Source organism: Flavobacterium sp. GW823-FHT04A11 (assembly GCF_058796535.1).
Genome location: NZ_CM179503.1, coordinates 1932634 through 1953992, shown reverse-complemented (window position 1 = coordinate 1953992; position 21359 = coordinate 1932634). Strand labels below are relative to the sequence as shown.

At 32.7% G+C, this 21359-nt stretch carries 21 protein-coding genes; 14 read left to right on the top strand and 7 right to left on the bottom strand.

Annotated features, from left to right (window positions below):
• Window positions 1–2 precede the first annotated feature (2 nt).
• The 5 genes from uppS to murI all read left to right on the top strand — a co-directional run bounded on the left by uppS (window position 3) and on the right by murI (window position 6059).
• Entirely contained in the window at window positions 3–743 is a 741-nt protein-coding gene (gene uppS, locus AC3QL1_RS08480; protein WP_492497550.1) for an undecaprenyl pyrophosphate synthase, read from the top strand.
• Window positions 676–3435, top strand: coding sequence for an outer membrane protein assembly factor BamA (gene bamA / locus AC3QL1_RS08475; RefSeq protein ID WP_492496754.1), 2760 nt, complete (start codon window positions 676–678; stop codon window positions 3433–3435). Before uppS ends, bamA begins: the two co-directional genes overlap by 68 nt.
• 48 nt (window positions 3436–3483) lie before the next feature.
• Window positions 3484–4500: an OmpH/Skp family outer membrane protein gene (locus AC3QL1_RS08470; protein ID WP_492496752.1), complete on the top strand. Its 1017-nt coding sequence runs from the start codon at window positions 3484–3486 to the stop codon at window positions 4498–4500.
• A 16-nt stretch (window positions 4501–4516) separates the two neighbouring features.
• The gene (locus AC3QL1_RS08465) at window positions 4517–5020 is read left to right on the top strand and encodes an OmpH/Skp family outer membrane protein (RefSeq protein ID WP_207384896.1); all 504 of its coding nucleotides are present in this window, start codon (window positions 4517–4519) and stop codon (window positions 5018–5020) included.
• Window positions 5021–5279: 259 nt separating this feature from the next.
• Window positions 5280–6059 carry a glutamate racemase gene (gene murI / locus AC3QL1_RS08460; RefSeq protein WP_492496749.1) on the top strand — a complete coding sequence of 260 codons (780 nt, stop codon included), beginning with the start codon at window positions 5280–5282 and terminating at the stop codon, window positions 6057–6059.
• A 3-nt stretch (window positions 6060–6062) separates the two neighbouring features.
• Here the strand turns inward: murI and bamG are convergent, their stop codons facing one another.
• Window positions 6063–7298 carry a BamG family beta-barrel-assembly machinery protein gene (gene bamG / locus AC3QL1_RS08455; protein ID WP_492496747.1) on the bottom strand — a complete coding sequence of 412 codons (1236 nt, stop codon included), beginning with the start codon at window positions 7296–7298 and terminating at the stop codon, window positions 6063–6065.
• A complete protein-coding gene (locus AC3QL1_RS08450; RefSeq protein WP_492496746.1) occupies window positions 7299–8624 on the bottom strand; it encodes a DUF4270 family protein in 1326 nt (441 codons plus the stop codon).
• A 231-nt stretch (window positions 8625–8855) separates the two neighbouring features.
• Between AC3QL1_RS08450 and AC3QL1_RS08445 the strand changes: the two genes are divergently transcribed.
• From AC3QL1_RS08445 to AC3QL1_RS08420, 6 genes are all read left to right on the top strand, one after another.
• Complete coding sequence (locus tag AC3QL1_RS08445; protein WP_492496744.1) at window positions 8856–9695, top strand: DUF6268 family outer membrane beta-barrel protein; 840 nt, start codon at window positions 8856–8858, stop codon at window positions 9693–9695.
• Between the two features lie 19 nt (window positions 9696–9714).
• Window positions 9715–10722, top strand: a complete 1008-nt coding sequence (locus tag AC3QL1_RS08440) for a Kelch repeat-containing protein (protein ID WP_492497548.1) — start codon at window positions 9715–9717, stop codon at window positions 10720–10722.
• Entirely contained in the window at window positions 10712–11044 is a 333-nt protein-coding gene (locus tag AC3QL1_RS08435; protein ID WP_492496743.1) for a DUF4907 domain-containing protein, read from the top strand. Before AC3QL1_RS08440 ends, AC3QL1_RS08435 begins: the two co-directional genes overlap by 11 nt.
• Window positions 11045–12157 (top strand): sensor histidine kinase, encoded by a 1113-nt coding sequence (locus AC3QL1_RS08430; protein WP_492496741.1) that lies wholly within the window; start codon window positions 11045–11047, stop codon window positions 12155–12157.
• A 10-nt stretch (window positions 12158–12167) separates the two neighbouring features.
• On the top strand, window positions 12168–12878 hold the full coding sequence (locus tag AC3QL1_RS08425; protein ID WP_492496740.1) for a dioxygenase family protein: 711 nt from the start codon (window positions 12168–12170) through the stop codon (window positions 12876–12878).
• Window positions 12879–12984: 106 nt separating this feature from the next.
• Window positions 12985–13701, top strand: coding sequence for a LytR/AlgR family response regulator transcription factor (locus AC3QL1_RS08420; RefSeq protein ID WP_492496738.1), 717 nt, complete (start codon window positions 12985–12987; stop codon window positions 13699–13701).
• Between the two features lie 92 nt (window positions 13702–13793).
• On the opposite strand, the gene AC3QL1_RS08415 is transcribed toward AC3QL1_RS08420, so the two are convergent.
• Window positions 13794–14306 carry a gamma carbonic anhydrase family protein gene (locus AC3QL1_RS08415; RefSeq protein WP_492496737.1) on the bottom strand — a complete coding sequence of 171 codons (513 nt, stop codon included), beginning with the start codon at window positions 14304–14306 and terminating at the stop codon, window positions 13794–13796.
• A gap of 11 nt (window positions 14307–14317) precedes the next feature.
• On the bottom strand, window positions 14318–15307 hold the full coding sequence (locus AC3QL1_RS08410) for a PorP/SprF family type IX secretion system membrane protein (RefSeq protein WP_492497546.1): 990 nt from the start codon (window positions 15305–15307) through the stop codon (window positions 14318–14320).
• A gap of 142 nt (window positions 15308–15449) precedes the next feature.
• Here AC3QL1_RS08410 and AC3QL1_RS08405 point away from each other — a divergent pair, with 142 nt between their 5' ends.
• The 3 genes from AC3QL1_RS08405 to AC3QL1_RS08395 all read left to right on the top strand — a co-directional run bounded on the left by AC3QL1_RS08405 (window position 15450) and on the right by AC3QL1_RS08395 (window position 17797).
• Window positions 15450–16349 carry a NifU family protein gene (locus AC3QL1_RS08405; RefSeq protein WP_492496736.1) on the top strand — a complete coding sequence of 300 codons (900 nt, stop codon included), beginning with the start codon at window positions 15450–15452 and terminating at the stop codon, window positions 16347–16349.
• A gap of 154 nt (window positions 16350–16503) precedes the next feature.
• The gene (locus AC3QL1_RS08400; RefSeq protein ID WP_492496734.1) at window positions 16504–16911 is read left to right on the top strand and encodes a YtxH domain-containing protein; all 408 of its coding nucleotides are present in this window, start codon (window positions 16504–16506) and stop codon (window positions 16909–16911) included.
• 73 nt (window positions 16912–16984) lie between these two features.
• Complete coding sequence (locus AC3QL1_RS08395; protein WP_492496733.1) at window positions 16985–17797, top strand: mechanosensitive ion channel family protein; 813 nt, start codon at window positions 16985–16987, stop codon at window positions 17795–17797.
• Between the two features lie 2 nt (window positions 17798–17799).
• On the opposite strand, the gene tsaB is transcribed toward AC3QL1_RS08395, so the two are convergent.
• The 3 genes from tsaB to AC3QL1_RS08380 all read right to left on the bottom strand — a co-directional run bounded on the left by tsaB (window position 17800) and on the right by AC3QL1_RS08380 (window position 21317).
• A complete protein-coding gene (gene tsaB / locus AC3QL1_RS08390; protein ID WP_492496731.1) occupies window positions 17800–18474 on the bottom strand; it encodes a tRNA (adenosine(37)-N6)-threonylcarbamoyltransferase complex dimerization subunit type 1 TsaB in 675 nt (224 codons plus the stop codon).
• 92 nt (window positions 18475–18566) lie between these two features.
• On the bottom strand, window positions 18567–19859 hold the full coding sequence (locus AC3QL1_RS08385; protein WP_492496730.1) for an efflux RND transporter periplasmic adaptor subunit: 1293 nt from the start codon (window positions 19857–19859) through the stop codon (window positions 18567–18569).
• 6 nt (window positions 19860–19865) lie between these two features.
• The gene (locus tag AC3QL1_RS08380) at window positions 19866–21317 is read right to left on the bottom strand and encodes a TolC family protein (protein WP_492496728.1); all 1452 of its coding nucleotides are present in this window, start codon (window positions 21315–21317) and stop codon (window positions 19866–19868) included.
• Window positions 21318–21359 lie beyond the last annotated feature (42 nt).

Genomic DNA, 21359 nt, shown 5'->3' with positions numbered 1-21359 from the left:
AAATGGACCTAATAGACTCTATAGACAAAACAAACTTACCTAAACATCTGGCCATTATAATGGACGGTAATGGACGCTGGGCAAAACAACAAGGGTTCTTAAGAGCTTTTGGTCATGAAAACGGCACAAAATCAGTAAAAAAAACAATTACAACCTGTGCAAAACTTGGTATTGAGTATTTAACTCTTTATGCTTTTTCTACTGAAAACTGGAATCGCCCTAAATTAGAGGTCGAAGCTTTAATGAAAATCTTAATCAATTCATTAAAAAAAGAGCTTGTTACCCTGCAAGAAAACAATATCAGATTAAATGCAATTGGTAATCTTGAAAAATTACCAAAAACTGCTCAAAAAGAGCTTTTGGATGTTATCGATAAAACCAAAAATAATACACGTCTCACTCTAACACTAGCTTTAAGTTACGGATCAAGAGAAGAATTGGTAAATGCCGTCAGAATCATCAGTGATAAAGTTAAAAATAATATAATTTCAATAGACACTATTGACGATTCAATTATAAATGAGCATCTTTACACGCAAAATTTACCTGACGTAGATTTATTAATACGAACAAGTGGAGAACATAGAATAAGTAATTTTTTGCTTTGGCAGATCGCCTATGCAGAACTATATTTTACTAATGTCTTGTGGCCAGACTTTAAAGATCAAGATTTATATGAGGCTATTATTAGTTATCAAAAAAGAGAACGTAGATTTGGAAAAACCAGTGAACAAATTAAATAATTTTTTAGTGTTACAAAAAAGAATACAAATAGTCCTTACCCTACTTCTTTTGGGTAGTTTTTCACAAATAAAAGCACAAGAAAGAGTTCCTTTTGATCAAGGAAAAAAATATATTCTTGCTAAAGTTTCTGTTGTTGGTAAAATAAGCTTCAATGAACAAACTGTTGTTACTTTCTCTGGTCTTCAAAAAGGTCAGGAAATCACTGTTCCAGGTGAAGAAATCAGTGGTGCAATTAAAAAATTAGGTAAACTTGGCCTTTTTGATGAAATTGCATTCTATGTAAATAAAGTTGAAAGTGACAGTATTTATCTTGACTTAAATATTGTTGAACTTCCTAAACTAAACGAGGTAAAATTTGTTGGTGTTAAGAAAAGTAAAGTCGAAGGATTAATCAAAGACAACAATTTAACCAAAAATAAAATTGTAAACGAAAACTTAATTACAACGACCAAAAATTATATTGAAAATAAATATAAAAAAGAAGGTTATTATAATACTAAAGTTACCATCACAAATACACCGGACAGTACCGCAGGAAATCAGGTAAATATGCTTGTCCGTGTAGATAAAGGCGATAAAGTAAAAATTAGCAAAATTGACTTCATAGGCAACGAAAAACTTACTGATAATCAGTTAAGAGCTGCCATGAAAGATACGAAACAAAAAAATATTCTTCATGTTCTGAAGAAATCGAAATTCATTCCTGAAAAATATAAAGCCGATTTAGAAAAAGTTATTGCTACTTATAAGGAAAAAGGATATCGTGACGCCCGTATTATATATGACTCTGTTACTTATAATAAGGAGAAGAATATGCTTGCCATTAAAATCAATTTAGAAGAAGGAAATAAATATTACTTCGGAAATATTAAGTTTATTGGAAACACAGTATATTCAGATCAACTTTTAAACCGTTATTTAGGAATCAAAAAAGGAGAAACTTATAATGGTGTTTTACTGGAAAAAAGAATTGCTGACAAAACAAAACCAGACGCAGAAGATATTACCAACTTATATCAAAACAATGGTTATTTGTTCTCTAATATCAATGCTGTAGAGGTAAAAACGGTTAATGATACTATTGATTTTGAGATTAGAGTTACCGAAGGTCCTATTGCTTATTTCAACAAAATATCGGTTGTAGGAAATGACAAAACAAATGATCATGTTATCTATCGTGAGTTAAGAACTAAACCGGGAGAAAAATACAGTAAAGAACAATTGGTTAGAACAATTCGTGAAATTGGGCAATTAGGATTTTTTGATCCTGAAGCTATCGATCCAAAATTCAAAAATGTTGATGCAGGAGCAGGAACCGTTGATATTGAATACCATGTAGTAGAAAAAGGATCCAGCCAGGTTGAACTTCAGGGAGGTTACGGCGGAGGTGGTTTCATTGGAACTTTAGGTCTTTCGTTTAATAACTTTTCGGCAAGAAATATATTTAAAAAAGAAGCTTACAAACCGTTGCCAATGGGAGATGGTCAAAAAGTATCACTTCGTTTACAAGGAAGTACTTATTTCCAGACCTATAGCTTATCGTTTTCTGAACCATGGTTTGGAGGAAAGAAGCCGGTACAATTTAGTTCATCTATCTCGTATAGTACGCAATTTCTTAATAATTATATTACTCGTGATGTTGATAAGAGCAAAAGTTTTAATATTTTTACTGTTCAGGTAGGACTTGCTAAAAGGTTAACGGTGCCGGATGATTATTTTGTTTTATCACAATCGATCAGTTACCAGCATTATGATTTAAATAATTATAACACAGGTTTATTTACCTTTGGTAACGGAGCGTCAAGAAACTTAGCTTATACAATCGGAATTTCAAGAAGTAATAAAGGGGTAAACCCGATATTCCCAACGTATGGTTCTGAATTTAGTATCTCTGCAAAAGTGACACCTCCATATTCATTATTTAATGGAATTGATTACGGAGATTTAAAAAATCAAAAAGAATATAAAGTACAATATACTGGAGAAAACACATACGGTGCTGATCAACAGCCATTAAACAAAGGTGATTATATGAAGTCTGCCGGTGTAAATTCATCAGGTCAAACTTTATATAACAGTGTTGGATCTGATTATGCAAGTGCTGATACAGACCAGGGTAAAGTTGACCAGAAAAGATACAACTGGTTAGAATATTATAAAGTTAAATTTAAAGCTGACTGGTATACTAAAGTATATGGTAAATTAGTTTTAAGAACATTAACAGAATTTGGTTTCTTAGGAGCTTATGATCAGTCAAGAGGTGTCGTACCTTTCGAGCGTTTTTATTTAGGAGGAGATGGAATGGCGAACTACTCAATGGATGGTAGAGAAACTATTCAGTTAAGAGGGTATCCAAATAACTCATTAACTCCGGTGAATTCAGCAGGAGAGCAAATTGGAGCAACTATTTACAATAAATTCTCGATGGAATTACGTTACCCAATTACATTAAAATCATCTGCCTCTATTTATGCTTTAACGTTTTTGGAAGCAGGATCATCATATCCAACGTTTAAGGATTACAATCCGTTTGATTTGAATCGTTCTGCGGGTGTTGGTTTACGTGTATTTATGCCTGCTTTTGGATTGTTAGGTATTGATTTTGGTTATGGATTTGATGCTTTACCAGGATCTGTTACTAATAAAGCTAATGGATGGGAAACACACTTTATTATTGGACAGCAATTTTAGTACAAATTTTAGTACATTTGGCTAAAAATTCGAAAATAAACTAATGTTATGAGAAAACAATTTTTATTTATATTTTTAGCCCTGATTGTAGCATCTGCAAGTCACGCGCAAACAAGGACAACCAGAATTGGCTACATAGATATGGAGTATATTTTAGAAAATGTTTCTGATTATAAGGAAGCAAAAGCCCAATTAGAGTTAAAAGCTCAAAAATGGAAACAAGAAATAGAGGCCAAAAAAATAGAAATCAATAATTTGAAAGAAAGTCTTAAAGCCGAAAAAGCTTTACTTACTAAAGAACTTATTGAGGAAAGAGAAACTGAAATTAAATTTCTGGAAACTGAAATGATGGACTATCAGCAAAAACAATTTGGTGCTGATGGAAATTTAATTCGACATAAAGCAGCTTTAGCAAAACCAATCCAGGATCAGGTTTTTACAGCTGTTCAGGATATAGCAGAAGCTAAAAATTATGATTTTGTTTTTGATAAATCTTCGGATTTGACAATGTTATTTAGTAATAAAAGATTTGACATTAGCGATCAGGTTTTACGTATTCTAAACAGAACTGAAAAACGAGAACAATTGACTAAAAAGCAATTGAAGGATCAGGAAGTTAAGGAAAACCGTGAGAATGAAATAGATGAAAATCCAGCAATGGCAGACAGACAAAAAGTTCTGGATGAAAGAAAAGCTGCCAGAGAAAAATTAATTGAAGACCGAAGACTGGAACAGGAAGCTAAGAAGAAAGAATACGACGACAGAAGAAAAGCAATTGCTGCAGAAAGAGAAGCCAAAAAAAATGGCACGGTTTCTGAACCAGCTAAAACACAAGAAACAAAAACTGACGCTACAGCAAAACCTTCTTCAGCTACTACGACAACAGAACCTGCAACAACTACTGCTACAGATGCAGCAGCTGCAAAAGCCGAAGAAAGACAAAAAATTTATGAACAGCGTAAAAAAGAGTTAGAAGAAAGAAAGAAGAAAATTTTAGAAGAACGAGAAGCGGCTAAAAAAGCGAAAGAGGCCGAAACACAAAAATCAAATACGACCAATAATTAATTAATATTTTTTAAAAATGATGAAACAAATCAAAACTTTACTAATTGCTGCGATACTAGTTTTAGGAGCAAGTAACACAATGAATGCACAAGCTAAGGTAGCTCATGTTGATGTTAGCGAGATTATGTCGAAAATGCCTGCAATGCTTGATGCTCAAAATCAACTACAAAAATTAAGTGGTACATACGATACTGAATACAAAAAAATGGTTGACGAATATCAAGTGAAAATCAAAAAGTATGAGGCTGAAGCTGCTACTGTAACAGAAGCTGTAAACGGTGAGCGTTCTAAAGAAGTTCAGGATATGCAAAAAAGAATTGTTGATTACAGAGACAATGCACAAAAAGAACTACAACAAAAAGAAACTGACATCGTAAAACCATTAATGGAAAAAGTTAGAGCTTCTATCCAAAAAGTTGGAAAAGCTAAAGGTTTCCAATATGTATTAGATGGTTCTACTCTTTTATTAGCTGATGGTCCAAACATTACTGCTGATGTTAAGAAAGACTTAGGATTCTAAGAAATAATCTTATTATAAAAAATGGCTCAAACTTAAAAATTTGAGCCATTTTTTTATTCGATACATTATACCTTTTTAAACTTTTTGAAAGAGAATGAAAAAGAATTAATTTGTTTAAATTCTATACTTATTTCTCATTGTTTAGATGTTATATTCATAGATAACCAAAACTTAGATATAGTATTTTTTTTACATTTTATTAACTCATTTATTTAAAATCCACATTGTAGAAAAACATAGAAATATGTAACTTTGTTTTATGACAAACAACAATCCTATAGGCGTTTTTGATTCCGGTATTGGAGGAACATCCATTTGGAACGCCATTCACGAGTTACTTCCTAACGAAAAAACCATCTATTTAGCAGACACTAAAAATGCTCCGTATGGTCAAAGATCCAAAGAAGAGATTGTTGCTTTAAGTAAAAAAAATGTAGATTTTCTGCTCGAAAATAATTGTAAACTAATTGTTGTTGCCTGCAATACCGCAACTACAAATGCTATCAGAGAACTTCGTGCTGATTATGATATCCCGTTTATTGGAATTGAACCGGCTATAAAACCGGCTGCCAATAATTCGAAAACACAAGTTATAGGTATTTTAGCTACGCAAGGAACACTAAACAGCGAGTTGTTTAATAAAACTGCTGAAATGTTTCAAAATACAACCATTATCGAACAAGTTGGACATGGATTGGTTCAGCTAATTGAGGATGGAAATCTGAATTCTCCGGAAATGACAAAATTGCTGGAATCTTATTTGCGACCAATGATCGATGCAAATATTGATTACCTGGTTCTAGGCTGCAGCCATTATCCTTACTTGATTCCTCAAATAAAAAAGATTCTTCCTGAACATATAAAAATTATTGATTCTGGAGAAGCTGTTGCAAGACAAACCCAAAATGTATTGCGCGAAAAAGTAGGCTTTTCGGATACAACCGAAAAAATTGAACCTGTGTTTTATTCTAATGCAAATCCTGCTGTTTTAAAATCAATTTTGGAAAATAAATATGAGGTAATACATAAGGACTTTTAATCGTTATTCTATTTTTCGCTTGACGAACCAAATTCCGTCTAAAGATAAATTAAGAGAGATTTTATGATAATTTTCTTTTATCAGATTGTCTGAAACCTTTCCTTTTTGTCCATATGAATACGAAATATTTAAAGCTGAATATGTGTTTTCTATAGGCAATGAAAGTCCAACAGAAATAGCTGCATTATTTACTCTTTTTCCATCAACTTCAAGATAACCGGTATCAAAGTTAGCTCCAACAGCATATTGAATACGATCCCAATATCTTCTTATGTTCTTTCGTGCACTATAAGTAAATCCGAGTGCGAATCGATCCTGATTAACAAAATTTCCATACAGTTCAGATTGATTAGTATTTTCCCAAAAACTTTTTTCATAATCTAAAGTCATATTTAGATTGTTCCTGAAACGCTTGCTCACACCTACTCCAATCTCTAAAGGCAAATAATAATCATCTGTATCTGAAGCCACATTGGATTCTACTGTAGTAACAACATCATTACTTAACGTTTCAACGCTTTGCACTTTTGACGCTTTCACTCTTGCTGGCAATTTAAATGTTGAAGCAATTGTAAGTGTCGAATCAATTTTATATTGAGCTCCTAAAGTTGCGCGTAAACCATTATAATGTGTGTTTTTACTAATGCTTGTTACAGTATTTGAAATCAGATAGCTTCTGTCATCTGTTGTATTACCAAATATTGCAGTAGCTGTGGCTCCTACAGATAATTTTTTACCCAATCGGTATCCATACGAAAAATCAAAATTATTTAATCCGCCAGAACCGGCAGCTGTCAGGTAATAATATTCCTGACTATCTGAAATAGGTAATTTTAAGTTTGATATTTTGAATGTTGCACTTGAATAAGGTCGTAAAGCAATACTAAATCCAGAGTTTTTTGTAACAGGAAATGCAAAAGCAAGATGAGAAAACTGAAAATTATTGCGTTTTTCAGACCTTGACCCGCTTTCATAAGTTGTTGCAATTGCTTTTCCACCAATATCGAGCATGAAATGATTCAAAGGCAAATAAGCTAATGAAGCCGGATTTAAATTATTGATAAAAACATTCGATGGCAATGCAATCCCGGATGAACCGATAGACGGAATCGAACCAAAATCTGAATCATACAAACTTCCTACACCATATAATGAATAAGGAGAACTTGAAATACTTTGCGAAAATGCTGTTAGCGACATTAGAATGGCGCCACTTAAAAAAACTATTTTATTTTTCATCTAATAGGAGATATAATAAACTTTCAATTGTATTTTATTGTTCGGATGTTTTTGATCTCCTAAAACAATTCTGTTTACCGATTTAGAAATTCCGGGCAACGTTAAAATAAGGGAGGATTTTGAATCACTTTGTTTCCACATTTCCCTTTGAAGAAAACTTCCTATAGAAATCGTATAAGCGATATTTTCATTAAACTCGTCGGTTTTTTTGTTTAATAAACCATAAACTGAATTTCCTGCAGAATTTGCTAAACCGGTACTAATTCTATTTAAATTATCGGCTATATATACCTGCAAAGAATCTTCAAGAGGATATTGTTCTGAATAAGAATTATTAATTGGCTTTAAAATTAATTGTGCGTCGACGATTGCACCTTTTTCTGAGATATACTTGAGCTGTTTTATATTAGGAAAATCAATTCTACAAGCCACTCCCGCGCCTGACTGAATAAATCCCTGCCTGTTTGTTAACGAACTGGATAATTTACTGCGTGAAGTTGGTAAGTTTTGAATTAAGGTTCCGGTTTTATCAGACGAAATTGAGTTGAATTGCTTTGAGATGTCTGCAATTGTAAAATCTAAGTGATAAGAATTCTCATCATCGCTTTGGTATTTTGAATAATACATCCTGACGATACTTTTTGCCGAACTAAAACCAATCACACTCGAAGAATTGGAAGTAGAAGGAACTAAAACAAGTCCTTTTAAGTACTCGGTTAAATTTGTTAAATCAGTAATTTCCCTTTTTTTAATCTTTTGAAAAAATTCTTCCCCAAATACCTTATCCATTTTTATATTGATAGAGTCCTTTTCAGTCGGTCTGGGTTTATAAGATATACTGCCAAGACTTTCATTACTATAACTTAAAACAGAATTATTATAAAAGCTGTCATCGTCTGTATTTGGTTTTATTTTTTGAGTGACTCTGTGAATATCAAATGTTTGTACTTTAGTGGTATCTCCGTAGTAATAATTATCATATTTTAAAATCATCGAAATAGAATCAAAAACATAATTTACAGATTCCGTATCCGAGCCTGTATTTGTCAGGTTATAAATACTTCCTGCTAATTCAAAATAACCATTTGATTTTACCTTCCCAAATATTGGATCATCATAATTTCCAACTAAAATTCGGCTTTGACTTGAGGTAACTAGCGAATCAAAATTTATGGTAGACATTTCGACAGTTACGGTATCAATTAAAATTACTTTGTTACTTACTGCCAAATAATCAGAACCAACAACAAACTCGCCGTTATCTGTATCTGTACCACAAGAAATTATAGTAAGTGCAAAAACCAACATCAATATATATTTATGCATAATCTTATTTTTTGAACAAATATAAAATGCACTCTTCTGCATTACACTATAACATATACAGTCGCGCCTTTTTAACCTATAAATAGCAAAATATCATCTACAATAGCTTTGGGCGAATAAATAATTGATTCAGCCATAAAAAGAGGTATTTAGTCTATCAAAAACAGCCATACATATATCTTCTTTTTTTTAAATCCATTAGCCACCTACTTTTGAGCCAATAATTAAGTAATGAAAATAAGGCTTTTAATAGGTTCTCTTTTTTTGATTTCGGTTTTGAATATGAAAGCTCAGGAAAAATTTTCGGCAAACGTGAATTTAAAAACAGAGCCTACAGATAAAATTGATTTTAACGAAACCAGTATTGGTTCATCATTTAATGTAGTTCTCAATTCGAAAAATAAAATAAAGAATACAACAGAATTTTCGAATTTGAAAGTGAATTATGATGTTGGAAATTTTGAAGCATTTGAAAACCTGGATCAATTTAATCAGTTGAAGAATAAATTTGAATTTACACATGAGATTTCAAAAACAAAATTGAATCTTGTTCTGACGCCAACAGCAAATTTTCAAAGAAACCTTGACATTTCAGATGTAACAGTTTTAGGAAGTTTTGAAATAAGTCAGCAAATGAATCCAAATATCAATGTAAATATTGGCGTTTCAAGAACAGCAATATTTGGATATCCTAGATTCCTGCCAACATTATCCTTGCAATATAAAGTAAATGAAAAAAGTGCATTACTGATTGGATTTCCGGACTCGAAGATTTCTTATTCTAACAATATTCGAAATGCATTTAGCTTAACCAATAGCTTTAATGGTAATTTTTACAATCTCGATCATGCGCTTATGAATGTTAATAATGGTACAAAGATGAGTACATCGCAAATGACATCTGCATTTGAATATGAAAGAAACGTTGATAAAAATTGGTTTTTAAATTTTAAAGCCGGTTACGATTTTAATAAAAAGTACACTATTCTCGACAACGACAATCATAAGGTTTATGATCTTAATACCGGAAACGGTTACATTTTAGGCATTGGCATCAAATACAAACAATAAATAAATTTAATACACTATGATGAATAATTTAAAAAATGGAATATTATTCGCGGCATTATTTTCGAGCCTTTTTTTTATAGGCTGCAGTAAAAGTGATGACGAAGATGATTTAATAGGAAACTGGGTTAAAAAATCAGCATTTGATGGACCAGCCAGATCTAGTGCCACTAGTTTTGTTATTGGTGATTATGCTTATATCGCGACCGGTTATACAGGAGATGAATATTTGAAAGATTTATGGGCTTACAATTCAACTGGTGATTATTGGGAACAAAAAGCTGATTTTATTGGCATAGGCAGAAGTTCTGCATCAAGTTTTACGCTGAATGATAAGGGCTATTTGGGAATTGGTTATGATGGAACTAATAAACTAAAAGATTTTTATCAATATGATCCTTCAAATAATACGTGGACTCAAAAAGCTGATTTTGCAGGAACAGCCCGTTATGCAGCCGTAGGCTTTCAGGCGGGAGGAAAAGCGTATATCGGAACGGGGTACGACGGAAATTATTTAAAAGATTTCTACCAATACGATGATCAGGCAAATACATGGACACTTGTAAATGGTTTTAGCGGAAACAAAAGACGTAACGCTACCGTTTTTGTAATTGATAACAAAGCTTATTTAGGAACCGGAATAAATAACGGAGTTTATCAGGAAGATTTTTGGCAATTCGATCCATCAACAGACGTCTGGACTCGTAAAAGAGATATCGATCAGGACGACGATGATGATGAGTCTTTCAACGATGATTATGCAATTGTGCGTTCTAATGCATCAAGCTTTTCAATGAACGGGTTAGGTTTTCTTATTGGTGGTGAAGGTGTAAAAACCGTTTGGGAATACAATCCTGTAACAGATCTTTGGGTAGAAAGAACTCCAATGGAAGGTGCTACAAGAACTGATGCTGTTGGTTTTGCCATCAACAACAGAGGTTTTTATATGTTGGGAAGAATCGGCACTACTTATTTTGATGATGCATGGGAATTTAAGCCTACCGAAGAACAAAATGACAATGATAATTAATAAAGAAAGACAATTTTTCCGGATTTTACTCCGGAAAAATTTATTGTTTCTTTTTCTTGTTTTACAAATTACAGCATGTACAAGAAATGAAACTCTTAAAATTGAATCTTTCAAAACAACTTCGGGTTGGGGATATTCAATTTCGCATAAAAACAAGCTTTTAATAAAACAATCTATTATTCCGGTAATAAACGATACAAAAAGCTTTTCAACAGAAGAAGATGCAATAAAAGTGGCAAATCTGGTAGCGGAAAAACTCAAAGAGAACAATTCGCCAACAGTAACGAAAAATGATTTAATTTTATTAAAAATAAAAATCTAAATGAACATAGGCAGCATCAAAGATACCAGCTCTAACAAAATTTTGTTCCATAGTATTATATGGACTTTCTTTATATTGACTTCGCTGATTCAATTTTATGAAAGTCCGTTTAGGATCAATAATGATTTTTATGTACAGTGGACAACAGGAATTATTTTGTTTTATCTCAATTATTTTTACTTGGTGCCTGCGCTTCTTTTAGAAAAAAAATACCTGCTTTATTTCGTCTTTGTTTTTGCGCTTATTCTTGTTTTTATGGTCATCAGGATCAATTATTTTATTCCTGAATTTGGTCATACAAGACCGTTAAACATGCCGCCGCCTCAAATAATGCGTGGCGAACAAATAGATTTTATCAAAGGAGAGAGACATGCGATAATGGCAAGAAGACAGCCTTTGTTTTTTAAAATTGGACCTTCTCTATTCTATATCCTGATTATTACAATTAGTGCTATTATTAAAACATTAACTGAATTTTATAACAACCAACAAAACAAATTAATCGCCGAAACACACAGAACAAATACCGAATTAATTTATTTGCGAAAACAAACCAATCCGCATTTTTTATTTAATTCCTTAAACAGTATTTATTCTCTGGCACACAAGAAATCTGATTTGGTCCCTGATGCCATCGTCACGTTATCAGAATTAATGCGCTATATGCTTTATGAAACTGATAACAAAACGGTGGCTTTAGAAAAAGAAATCAATTACATTCAAAATTATATCGAATTACAAAAACTAAGGCTTAACGATATTGAAGACATTTTTGTCAATGTTCACGGAAACACCAAAAACAAATTCATCGAACCTTTGCTTTTGATTTCGTTTGTAGAAAATGCCTTTAAATATGGAACCGATTATAAAGGAGCCGCTCATGTTAAAATTAAGATTTTCATATTAGATAATAACCTTGATTTCTGGATCGAAAATAGAATTGAAAACTATGTGAAAGATCCTGAAAACTCAGGAATTGGATTAGTAAACATTCAAAACAGGCTGGATTTACTTTATCCAAATGCCCACGAACTCAGCATTACACAAGACAATCAATATTATCGTGTGCATTTAAACCTGAAATTAGATAAGATTCAAACAGCGATCAATTAAAATAATGATTATGGATAGAAAAAAATTCATTCGAAATAGTATTTTAGGAATTGCTTCATTAGCTACAGCAACAAAAATATTAGAATCTTGTTCTAAAAGTGATAATGATGATAACAGTACAGATGCTTCTTCTGATGGAAGCTGCACGGTATCTCCTGCAGAAACAAAAGGTCCTTTTCCGATAAAAACACCAAGCCAACTGGCATTAGAAAATATAAAATCAGATAGAATTGGAGTTGCATTGCTTATCAATTTAACTATCGAAAATAAAAGCAACGATTGTTCTCCTTTAAAAGGAGTTTTAGTTGATGTCTGGCATTGCGATAAAGATGGAAATTATTCTGAATACGGAGGAACATCAATGCAACAGACCGATTATACTACTGTTCATTTTTTGCGAGGACGACAAACTTCAGATGCTAAAGGACAAGTTTCATTTCTCTCGATTTTTCCGGGTTGGTATCAAGGTCGGGCACCACATATTCACGTTGAAGTTTTAACTGCTTCGGGTTCATCGCTATTAGTAACACAAATTGCTTTTCCGGAAACAATCACAACTGAAGTATATTCGAGTACAAATTATGCTGCCCACGGTCAGGCCGACACTTCAAATACAAGAGACAATGTTTTTTCAGACAGCTTATCTAATGAATTAGCAACTTTAACAGGGAATTTGACAGATGGATATACATTAAGTAAAACGATCACTGTAAAAGCATAAATTTATCATAATAAACCAGTTTTTATGAAAATTTTAAAACTTAATTCACTGGTTTAAAATTACTTTTGACTGCCAAAACAAATTTTTAAATACTAATTCCGAACAAATGAAATGTGTAATTATAGACGATGAACCGTTAGCGGTTGAATTATTAGAAGATTTTGTTCGAAAAGTAGATTCGCTCGAATTAGTTAGTACTTTCAATAATGCAATTGATGCTGTTTCTTATATCAATCAAACCAATATTGATTTGATTTTTCTGGATATTCAGATGCCACATTTCTCCGGAATTGAATTTTTAAATACAATCGAAAAAAAACCTTTGATTATTTTTACAACAGCCTATTCAGACTACGCTGTTGAAGGATTTAATCTTGGTGCCGTAGATTATTTGGTAAAACCAATACCGTTTCACCGTTTTTTAAAATCAGTTGTTCGCGCACAGCAAATTTTTAATCCGACTGCGGCAGTTCAGGCGATTTCAGAAAACACTACAGCTCCGGAATTAGAACAGGATTTTATGTTCGTACGCGCTGAATATGAAAATGTTAAAATGAATTTTGCTGATATTTTATTTATCGAAGGACTAAAAGATTATGTAAAAATTTACACTACAGATAATAAATTTACCTTGACATTAATTAGCTTAATTAAATTAGAAAACCTGCTTTCGAGCAAAGGATTTTCAAGAATTCACAGATCTTATATTATCAATATAAAACATGTAAAGTCGATCCAGAAAAACAAGGTTTTGATAAGCGACAAACGAATTCCGATTAGTGAAAGTTATAAGAATGCTTTCTTCGAAAAAATCAATCTTTAAGTTAAATTCTAAAATAAAAATTCCAAATTCCAATAAGTCTTCAACAATTTTGGAATTTGGAATTTTCATTTTTTGGAATTTCTATTTAGAATTTATTCCTTAAACCAACCTGAATACATTACATAATTATTTGAAATACGTTCGATTTCGCCTGCAAAATCAGATTGATCGATATCTTTTACTTTTTTTGCCGGAACACCTGCCCAAATAGTTCCTGAAGTTACCACTGTGTTTTGCGTTAAAACTGCACCGGCTGCAACAATAGAATTACTTTCTATCACGCAATTGTCCATTACAATGGCTCCCATCCCTATTAAAACATTATCATGAACCGTACAGCCATGAACAATCGCATTGTGCCCAATGGAAACATTATTACCAATTATTGTCGGATGTTTTTGATATGTGCAATGAATAATAGCTCCATCCTGAATATTTACCTTATTACCTATTTTAATAAAGTGAACATCACCTCGAATTACAGCATTAAACCAAACGCTGCAAGAATCTCCAAATGTAACATCACCAACAATAGTAGCATTTTCGGCAACATAACAATCTTCTGGAATTACCGGAGATTTTCCGTTTACAGATTTAATCAGCATAATAAAAAAGTTTAATTAATTGCAGGACAATTACAATCGTAACGTTCCTTTGTACAAAACAAATTGATTCCTAAAGTAATCTGGTGATAACCGCCAGTATCAAATTTCACATCGCCGGTAACTTGCGAATAAGTGTAGGCAAACATGAAATTTTTATAATTCACCCCAATTATAGGGGTTATATATTGCAGTTTTTGAGACGATACGCCACTTCCTGAACTATATTGTGCGCCATCAAAACTTCTTCTATACGACAATGCTGCCCAAAGGCTTCCAAAGTCCATATTTTTGTATGCTTTTAAATTTACGTCAATAGATTTTTCTTTTGTCTGATCAAATAATTGGAATAAAACAGATGGTTCCCAGGTTATATTTTCGTGTTTACCAAAAACATATCCTACACTTAATAAATACTTTCTCAAGTTATCATTTTCATAATCGGTATAGATTTCCCGTCTGGTTTCCAACAATCCCTGAACCGTAGCATGCGCATAAAAATCCATAAAATTATAGGAAGCTCCAACATCAACATTAAAATAAGAATCTTTTTGAATCGAACCAAAAACGATTGGATCAAAAGTTGTCCCAAATTGCGTTTCATCAAGCTGACTCTGAATAACTCCACCGCTAATACCAAACGAAAGCTGATTTAAATCGACTTCATCTCTCGAAAACATAATATGATGTGCGTATGTGAGCTTTAATCCTTTTTGCGAATGGTACCCGTTTTTGTCATTAAAAACAATAATTCCGGCTCCGGATCTTTCTCCAATTCTTCCGTTAAAACTTAAGGTTTGAAGTGAAGGTGCGTCATCCTGACCAAACCATTGCTTTCTTGCAGTCAGTCTTATTTTGGCACAATTCGCCGCTCCCGCCATTGAAGGATGAATTAAATAATAGTTATCTGATAAATAATCTGAATACACAGGAATCCCTTCTTGTGAGTACGCATAGAAAGTAGTTATCAAAAAAACAAATAAAACCCTGATTTTAAATCCCATAAAGGCAATTAAGTTTAAATAATTTTCAGACTTCTGCATTTTAGTACGATTTATTTGTAAAGAGTCTTAATTATTTTATTAAAAAATCAAATATAGGTATTAGTAGAAAATAACTTTACTAAATTTGTAAAAAATTACAATCATGACAAAAATCACCATAAGAGAGACTCAAAATCCTACTATATTAAAGTTTGAATTTGAAGATTTCATTACCCAAAATCAAAATTTTGAGTTCAAAAATATTGATGAAGCAGAAGCATCACCATTAGCACAACAATTATTTTACCTTCCGTTTGTAAAAACAGTTTATATTTCAGGAAATTTTATTGCTATCGAAAGATATAGCATTGTAGATTGGGATGATGTTAAAGATGCTGTTGCAGAACAAATTGCAGCTTTTGTTGACAAAGGTGGTGTTATTATCAAAATCGATGAAAACAAAACTAAAAAACAACCTATTACGGTTTATGGAGAAACAACTCCAAATCCATCGGCATTAAAATTTGTAGTGAGCAGAATGCTAACGAAAAACCCGGTAGAATATAAAAATATCGATCAGACTGCTTCTTCTCCTTTAGCTAAAGAATTATTTAAATTCCCTTATGTTAAGGAAGTTTTTATTGACGAAAATTACATTTCTGTTACGAAATACGACATTAATGACTGGGACGAAATCACATTAGAAGTAAGAACATTTATCAAACAATTTATCGAAAACGGAGGAACTGTTCTTGATGAAAGTTTAATTGAAGTTGCTACAAAAAATGATGTTACTAAAGATGAAGCTTTTGATAAATTGGATGTAACTTCACAACAAATTATCAACATTTTAGAAGAATATGTAAAACCAGCTGTAGCTGCTGATGGTGGAAATATTGCTTTTGATTCTTATAATGAAAATGACAAAACAGTAAAAGTAATTTTGCAAGGAGCCTGCAGCGGATGTCCATCCTCTACTTTTACTTTAAAAAGCGGAATCGAAAATATGCTAAAAAGCATGCTAAACGATGAGGCTATTAAAGTAGAAGCTTTAAATGCATAAAAAATAGCATCAAAAAATAGTAAAAGCGTCTCAAATTGAGGCGCTTTTTTTTATATACATATATCTTCTTAATTTTCAATAAATTATTATATGTATTCGTTTTTTCTATCTCCTAAATAGTTATTATTGTATAAATTAACCAAAAACATAAACCATGGGATTATCTTCATTTTTTAAGAATTTATTTGGCTCGGCCAAAGAAACCAGCACCGATTTGGCAGATAAAGCCGAAACAGCTTTTGAACAGGCAAAGGAAGAAGTTGCTCCTTTATTAAATAAAGCAGAAACTTTTGCAGAAGAAACATTCGCAAAAGCGAAGGAAGCTTCAGAACCGATTTTGGAAAGTGCTGTAGAATATGCCAGTAAGGCAAAAGATATTGTGAGCGAATATGTTGAAAAAGCTTCGGATTCGATAAGTGAGGTGATCGATTCTGTGAAAGATAAGACTGAAGAAACGGCTGCCGAAACTAAACCAATTGTTTCTGAAACTGTTGTAGATGTAAGCGAAGCAGACAAAATCGAAACAGAGCAGATTATTGATAACGCTGGCGAAAAGGAATAAAAAATTACTTTTTTTATTATATTTGCAAACTAATACCGCCTTCTCCTATTGAGAAGGTTTTTTTATTTAAAAAATGGACATCAATTCAAACCAGCTTAGCAATTACGCCACCAGATTTATTGACGTATTACTTGATTATTCGCCAAAATTAATTTCAGCATTTCTTATCTTATTTGTTGGCTTATACGCCATAAGATTAATAAACAGAATCATTAGAAAAGTAATGATTAAAAGAAATCTGGATCCCACATTAACTAAATTTCTTGCCGATATATTACTTTGGGCGCTGCGCGTTTTATTGTTTATAACGTTTATTTCAAAACTCGGAATCGAAACTTCATCGTTTGTTGCTATTTTAGGAGCAATGGGTCTTGCGGTAGGTTTATCATTGCAGGGTTCGCTTTCTAATTTTGCAGGCGGAATGCTTATCATTCTTTTCAAACCTTTTAAAGTTGGCGATACCATTGAAGCGCAAGGCGTTATCGCGACAGTTCTTGAAATTCAGATTTTTGTAACAAAAATGCTAACCGGAAATAATCAAACGGTTTTTGTGCCAAATGGCGCTTTGTCTAATGGAACCATTATTAATTATTCGATGCAGGGAGAAAGAAGAGCTGATTTGACGTTTGCAGTTTCTTACGATTCTGATATTAAAAAAGCGAAGGATGTTTTGGTTCAGGTTTTAAACACAAATCCAAAAGTGCTGAAAAAGCCTGCGCCGGAGGTTTTTGTAAAAAATCTAACGCCAAGTTCGATTGAATTTGCAGTACGTCCGTGGGCGAAAAACGAAAATTACGGAGCTGTTTTTTCTGAGACTTTAGAGAACTGCAAAACAGCTTTGGATCAAGCAGGAATTGCAATTCAGCCGTTTACACTTCAAAAATAGAATTATTGTTTTTTTGATGGAGGTGCCATCATAAAATCTTTTAAATAATAAGGTTCAAAATAAGCGACATCTACAGTGTCGCTTTTTTGATATTTATCAAAACTGATTTTACTCATTGCTGATGCCGACGGATATTTAATTTCTTCTAAAAAAACAAAATTATCTTTTGTTAAAACCGGTTTGCACTTTTCTGCACAATCGCCAACAAAATAAACGGTTTCAGTAAAATCTTTAAACGAATTTTCGTCTATAACCTGAGCTTCAATTTTTCTTTCAATTTCTAAATTAGCATTAAAAACTTCGCTGTACACTTCCATCCTTCTGGCATCAAGCATCGGAATAATTTTTCCTTCAGAAACATTTGCCTGAGAAGCTAAAGTTTGTAAGGTATCAACCGCAATCAACGGAATATTCAAAGCAAAACAAAGTCCTTTTGCTGCCGAAACTCCAATTCGCAAACCTGTATAAGATCCCGGACCCTGACTCACTGCAATGGCAGCTAAATCCTGAACAGAAATTTTGGCCTCTGCAATTATTTCTTCAATAAAATCATGCAATTTTTCAGCGTGCGAATAACCTTCTTCAGCAATTTCTTTACAGAGAATAGTTTCTCCGTTTTTTGCAATTGAGACTGAACAATTTTTGGTTGCTGTTTCGATATTGAGAATGAAAGACAATGTGTATTATTTTAAAATTAATTATTTATCTCATGCTGATCGAAGTCTTTGAAAGTCTTTTCGACCCGATCAGCTGACAATATTTTAAAGATTTATTTCTTAGGCGCATCCGCTTTTTTTAGCTTCACTTTATCTCCTGAATTTAATTCTTTTGAAACCGTTGTATAAGGACCTGTAATTACAACATCTCCAGGATTTAAACCAGACATTACTTCGATGTTTGTATCATCCTGAATACCGGTTTTTATAATTTTGATTTTAGCTTTATCGCCTACTTTTACAAAAACACATTCGAATTTTTTGTCGCTTTTTGGAACCGCTTTTTTGTCTTCGTTTGGATCTTCAACTTTAAAATCTTTTACGGCGGTTGTATCAGATTTCACTACAACAGAACTAATTGGCACTGCTAAAACATTTGATTTTGTTTTGGTGATAATATCCACAGTTGCTGTCATTCCAGGTCTGAAAGGCGAATACGTTTTTGGCTGACCTTCTAGTAAATCCTGATATGATTCTTTCAGAATTCTAACTTTAACTTTAAAATTTGTAACCTGATCTGAAGTTAAAGTTGTACTTGCAGAGTTGGAAATACTGGTTACAACTCCTTTAAATTTCTTTTTTAAATAAGCATCAACTTCAACATTTGCTTCGTCTCCAATTTTGATTTTAACGATATCATTTTCGTTTACATCAACTTCAACTTCCATATTATTTAGGTTGGCCACTCTTAAAAGTTCTGTTCCGGCCATTTGCTGCGTTCCTAAAACACGCTCGCCTAATTCAACATTTAATACTGAAATTGTTCCATCTGCCGGAGCATAAATTGTAGTACGACCAAGATTATCCTTTGCCTCATTTACTGATGCCGCAGCACTTTGAACTGTATAATATGCATTTTGTTTCGTTGCTTTAGCGACTTCAAAAGAGGCTATGGCTTTGTCCCAGTCTGACTTTGAAATAACTCCTTTGTCATACAAGGTTTTATTTCGGTCGTAATTTGCTTTTGCTTCTTTATAAGATGCATCAGATTGTGTCAAACCTGCTTTTGTACCCGATAAGTTAGATACAGAACGATTGTAGCTGGAGGTATATAAATCAGGGTTTATTTTGACCAATAAATCGCCCTTTTTAACGACCTGACCTTCTTTTACATTTAATAAAATAATCTCACCCGAAACTTCCGGTGAGATTTTAACTTCGATTTCAGGTTGGATTTTTCCTGTTGCCGAAACTGTTTCGACAATAGTTGAGGCCACGACTTTTGTAATCTCTACTTCTTTTCCTTCATCCTTATTTCCTATTACTCCTGATTTTGAAAGACCTACTAAAATTGCAATGACAATTATTGCGCCCCCTAATAAGAAATAAACTGTTTTTTTTGACATAATAAACTATTTTGTGATAATTGGAACAATTGGAATTCCAAAGTAAAATTCAAGTATTTTTATTTTAAACATGTAATCATATTTTGTTCTGATAACATCTGACTGCGCATTTGTCAATAATGTTTGCGCTTGTGTAAAATCAAATGAATTCATCAAACCTACATCATACTTTTCTTTTGCATAATTGTACGCCTGCTGTCTTGCTTCTAAAGTTACTGTTGATGATTCATAGGCATTTAATGCCCCTTTAGCATCAGTAAAAGCGGTGTAAACGTTACGTTGCAAATCTAAACTTTTTTGCTCTAAATCTATTTTAGATTTCTCTAAACTTACTTTACTTCTTTCAACATTATTTCTAACCGAGAAGCCATTAAAAATTGGTACAGAAAGCTGAAGCCCGAAAGATTGTCCTTTATTATCATTAAACTGATCAAAAATAGGTGCCGGACCGCCTAAAACAGGAGAATAATTAGGCTCTAAAACGGCTTGATTTGTTCCTTCAACATATCCTATTTGTCTTGTTGGGTTGGCAGTATTCAAAGTAGAACCTGTAATAATATCGGAGTAACTTGCTCTTGTATTAAAGTTATAAAAAGCACTTAAAGTAGGCTGATAAGCTCCTTTTGCAATCGTAACGTTTTTCTCAGCGATTTCAAGATTTGTCTGCGCCAGTTTTAATTCTGTTCTTATTTCCCTGGCTTTAGTGTAAATTTCAACCGGAGTTTGTGCCAGTATATTTTTTTCATCCGCAACATTGGTATCGTCAACGACATCAAAATCTGCGAATTCTTTAAGCTGTAAAAGCTGAGCCAAACTCAATTTAGAAATTAACAAACTATTTTCGGCAACAATAATAGCCTGCTGATCTGTTGCAACTGTCGCTTTCAGGTCAAACAAATCACCACGCGGAATTGTTCCAGCATTTACCATTTCTTCAGAACGGGCAAAACGTTTTTGATCAATTGCTAATTGTTCTTTTTTTACTTTTAAATTTTCTTTATTGAAAAGGATTTCCAGAAATGCATTCGCAACGTTCAATGAAATATCTTCCTGCATTTTTGTCAATTGATATTGTGCAGAGATAATCGAAAGTTTAGCTCTTCGAAGTGTATTTTGGTTTTGTAAACCTCTATAGATATCCACACCAACAGATGCCCCAACAGAAGAGTATTGAGTGGTTGAATTTTGAAGTAAACCGGTTGTAATGTTTTGATTTAAACCAATATTCCACGAGTGTGATGCATTTGCATTAACAGTAGGAAGGAAACTTCCAAAAGCACTGTTTTTATCAATTACGGCATTTTTTACATCTAACTCCGTTAGTTTAATTGTGATATTATTATCCAATGCGTATCGAACACATTCTTCTAAAGTCCAAAGTTTTGGTTGTGTCTGAGCAGATAAGCCCAAGCCAAAGAACAAAGCAACAATAAGACTATTATATTTATTTATTTTCATATTTTTTAGATGAAAGCATAGCAAATACACTACGCAAATTTA

Coding starts and splice junctions, on each gene's coding strand:
- AC3QL1_RS08415 (WP_492496737.1), bottom strand. CDS start 14,306: ATGCTGATTAAATCTGTAAACGGAAAATCTCCGGTAATTCCAGAAGAT.
- murI (WP_492496749.1), top strand. CDS start 5,280: ATGACAAACAACAATCCTATAGGCGTTTTTGATTCCGGTATTGGAGGA.
- AC3QL1_RS08380 (WP_492496728.1), bottom strand. CDS start 21,317: ATGAAAATAAATAAATATAATAGTCTTATTGTTGCTTTGTTCTTTGGC.
- AC3QL1_RS08435 (WP_492496743.1), top strand. CDS start 10,712: ATGATAATTAATAAAGAAAGACAATTTTTCCGGATTTTACTCCGGAAA.
- AC3QL1_RS08440 (WP_492497548.1), top strand. CDS start 9,715: ATGAATAATTTAAAAAATGGAATATTATTCGCGGCATTATTTTCGAGC.
- AC3QL1_RS08465 (WP_207384896.1), top strand. CDS start 4,517: ATGATGAAACAAATCAAAACTTTACTAATTGCTGCGATACTAGTTTTA.
- uppS (WP_492497550.1), top strand. CDS start 3: ATGGACCTAATAGACTCTATAGACAAAACAAACTTACCTAAACATCTG.
- AC3QL1_RS08430 (WP_492496741.1), top strand. CDS start 11,045: ATGAACATAGGCAGCATCAAAGATACCAGCTCTAACAAAATTTTGTTC.
- AC3QL1_RS08470 (WP_492496752.1), top strand. CDS start 3,484: ATGAGAAAACAATTTTTATTTATATTTTTAGCCCTGATTGTAGCATCT.
- AC3QL1_RS08420 (WP_492496738.1), top strand. CDS start 12,985: ATGAAATGTGTAATTATAGACGATGAACCGTTAGCGGTTGAATTATTA.
- bamG (WP_492496747.1), bottom strand. CDS start 7,298: ATGAAAAATAAAATAGTTTTTTTAAGTGGCGCCATTCTAATGTCGCTA.
- AC3QL1_RS08425 (WP_492496740.1), top strand. CDS start 12,168: ATGGATAGAAAAAAATTCATTCGAAATAGTATTTTAGGAATTGCTTCA.
- AC3QL1_RS08410 (WP_492497546.1), bottom strand. CDS start 15,307: ATGGGATTTAAAATCAGGGTTTTATTTGTTTTTTTGATAACTACTTTC.
- AC3QL1_RS08445 (WP_492496744.1), top strand. CDS start 8,856: ATGAAAATAAGGCTTTTAATAGGTTCTCTTTTTTTGATTTCGGTTTTG.
- bamA (WP_492496754.1), top strand. CDS start 676: ATGAGGCTATTATTAGTTATCAAAAAAGAGAACGTAGATTTGGAAAAA.
- AC3QL1_RS08450 (WP_492496746.1), bottom strand. CDS start 8,624: ATGCATAAATATATATTGATGTTGGTTTTTGCACTTACTATAATTTCT.
- AC3QL1_RS08405 (WP_492496736.1), top strand. CDS start 15,450: ATGACAAAAATCACCATAAGAGAGACTCAAAATCCTACTATATTAAAG.
- AC3QL1_RS08385 (WP_492496730.1), bottom strand. CDS start 19,859: ATGTCAAAAAAAACAGTTTATTTCTTATTAGGGGGCGCAATAATTGTC.
- AC3QL1_RS08400 (WP_492496734.1), top strand. CDS start 16,504: ATGGGATTATCTTCATTTTTTAAGAATTTATTTGGCTCGGCCAAAGAA.
- AC3QL1_RS08395 (WP_492496733.1), top strand. CDS start 16,985: ATGGACATCAATTCAAACCAGCTTAGCAATTACGCCACCAGATTTATT.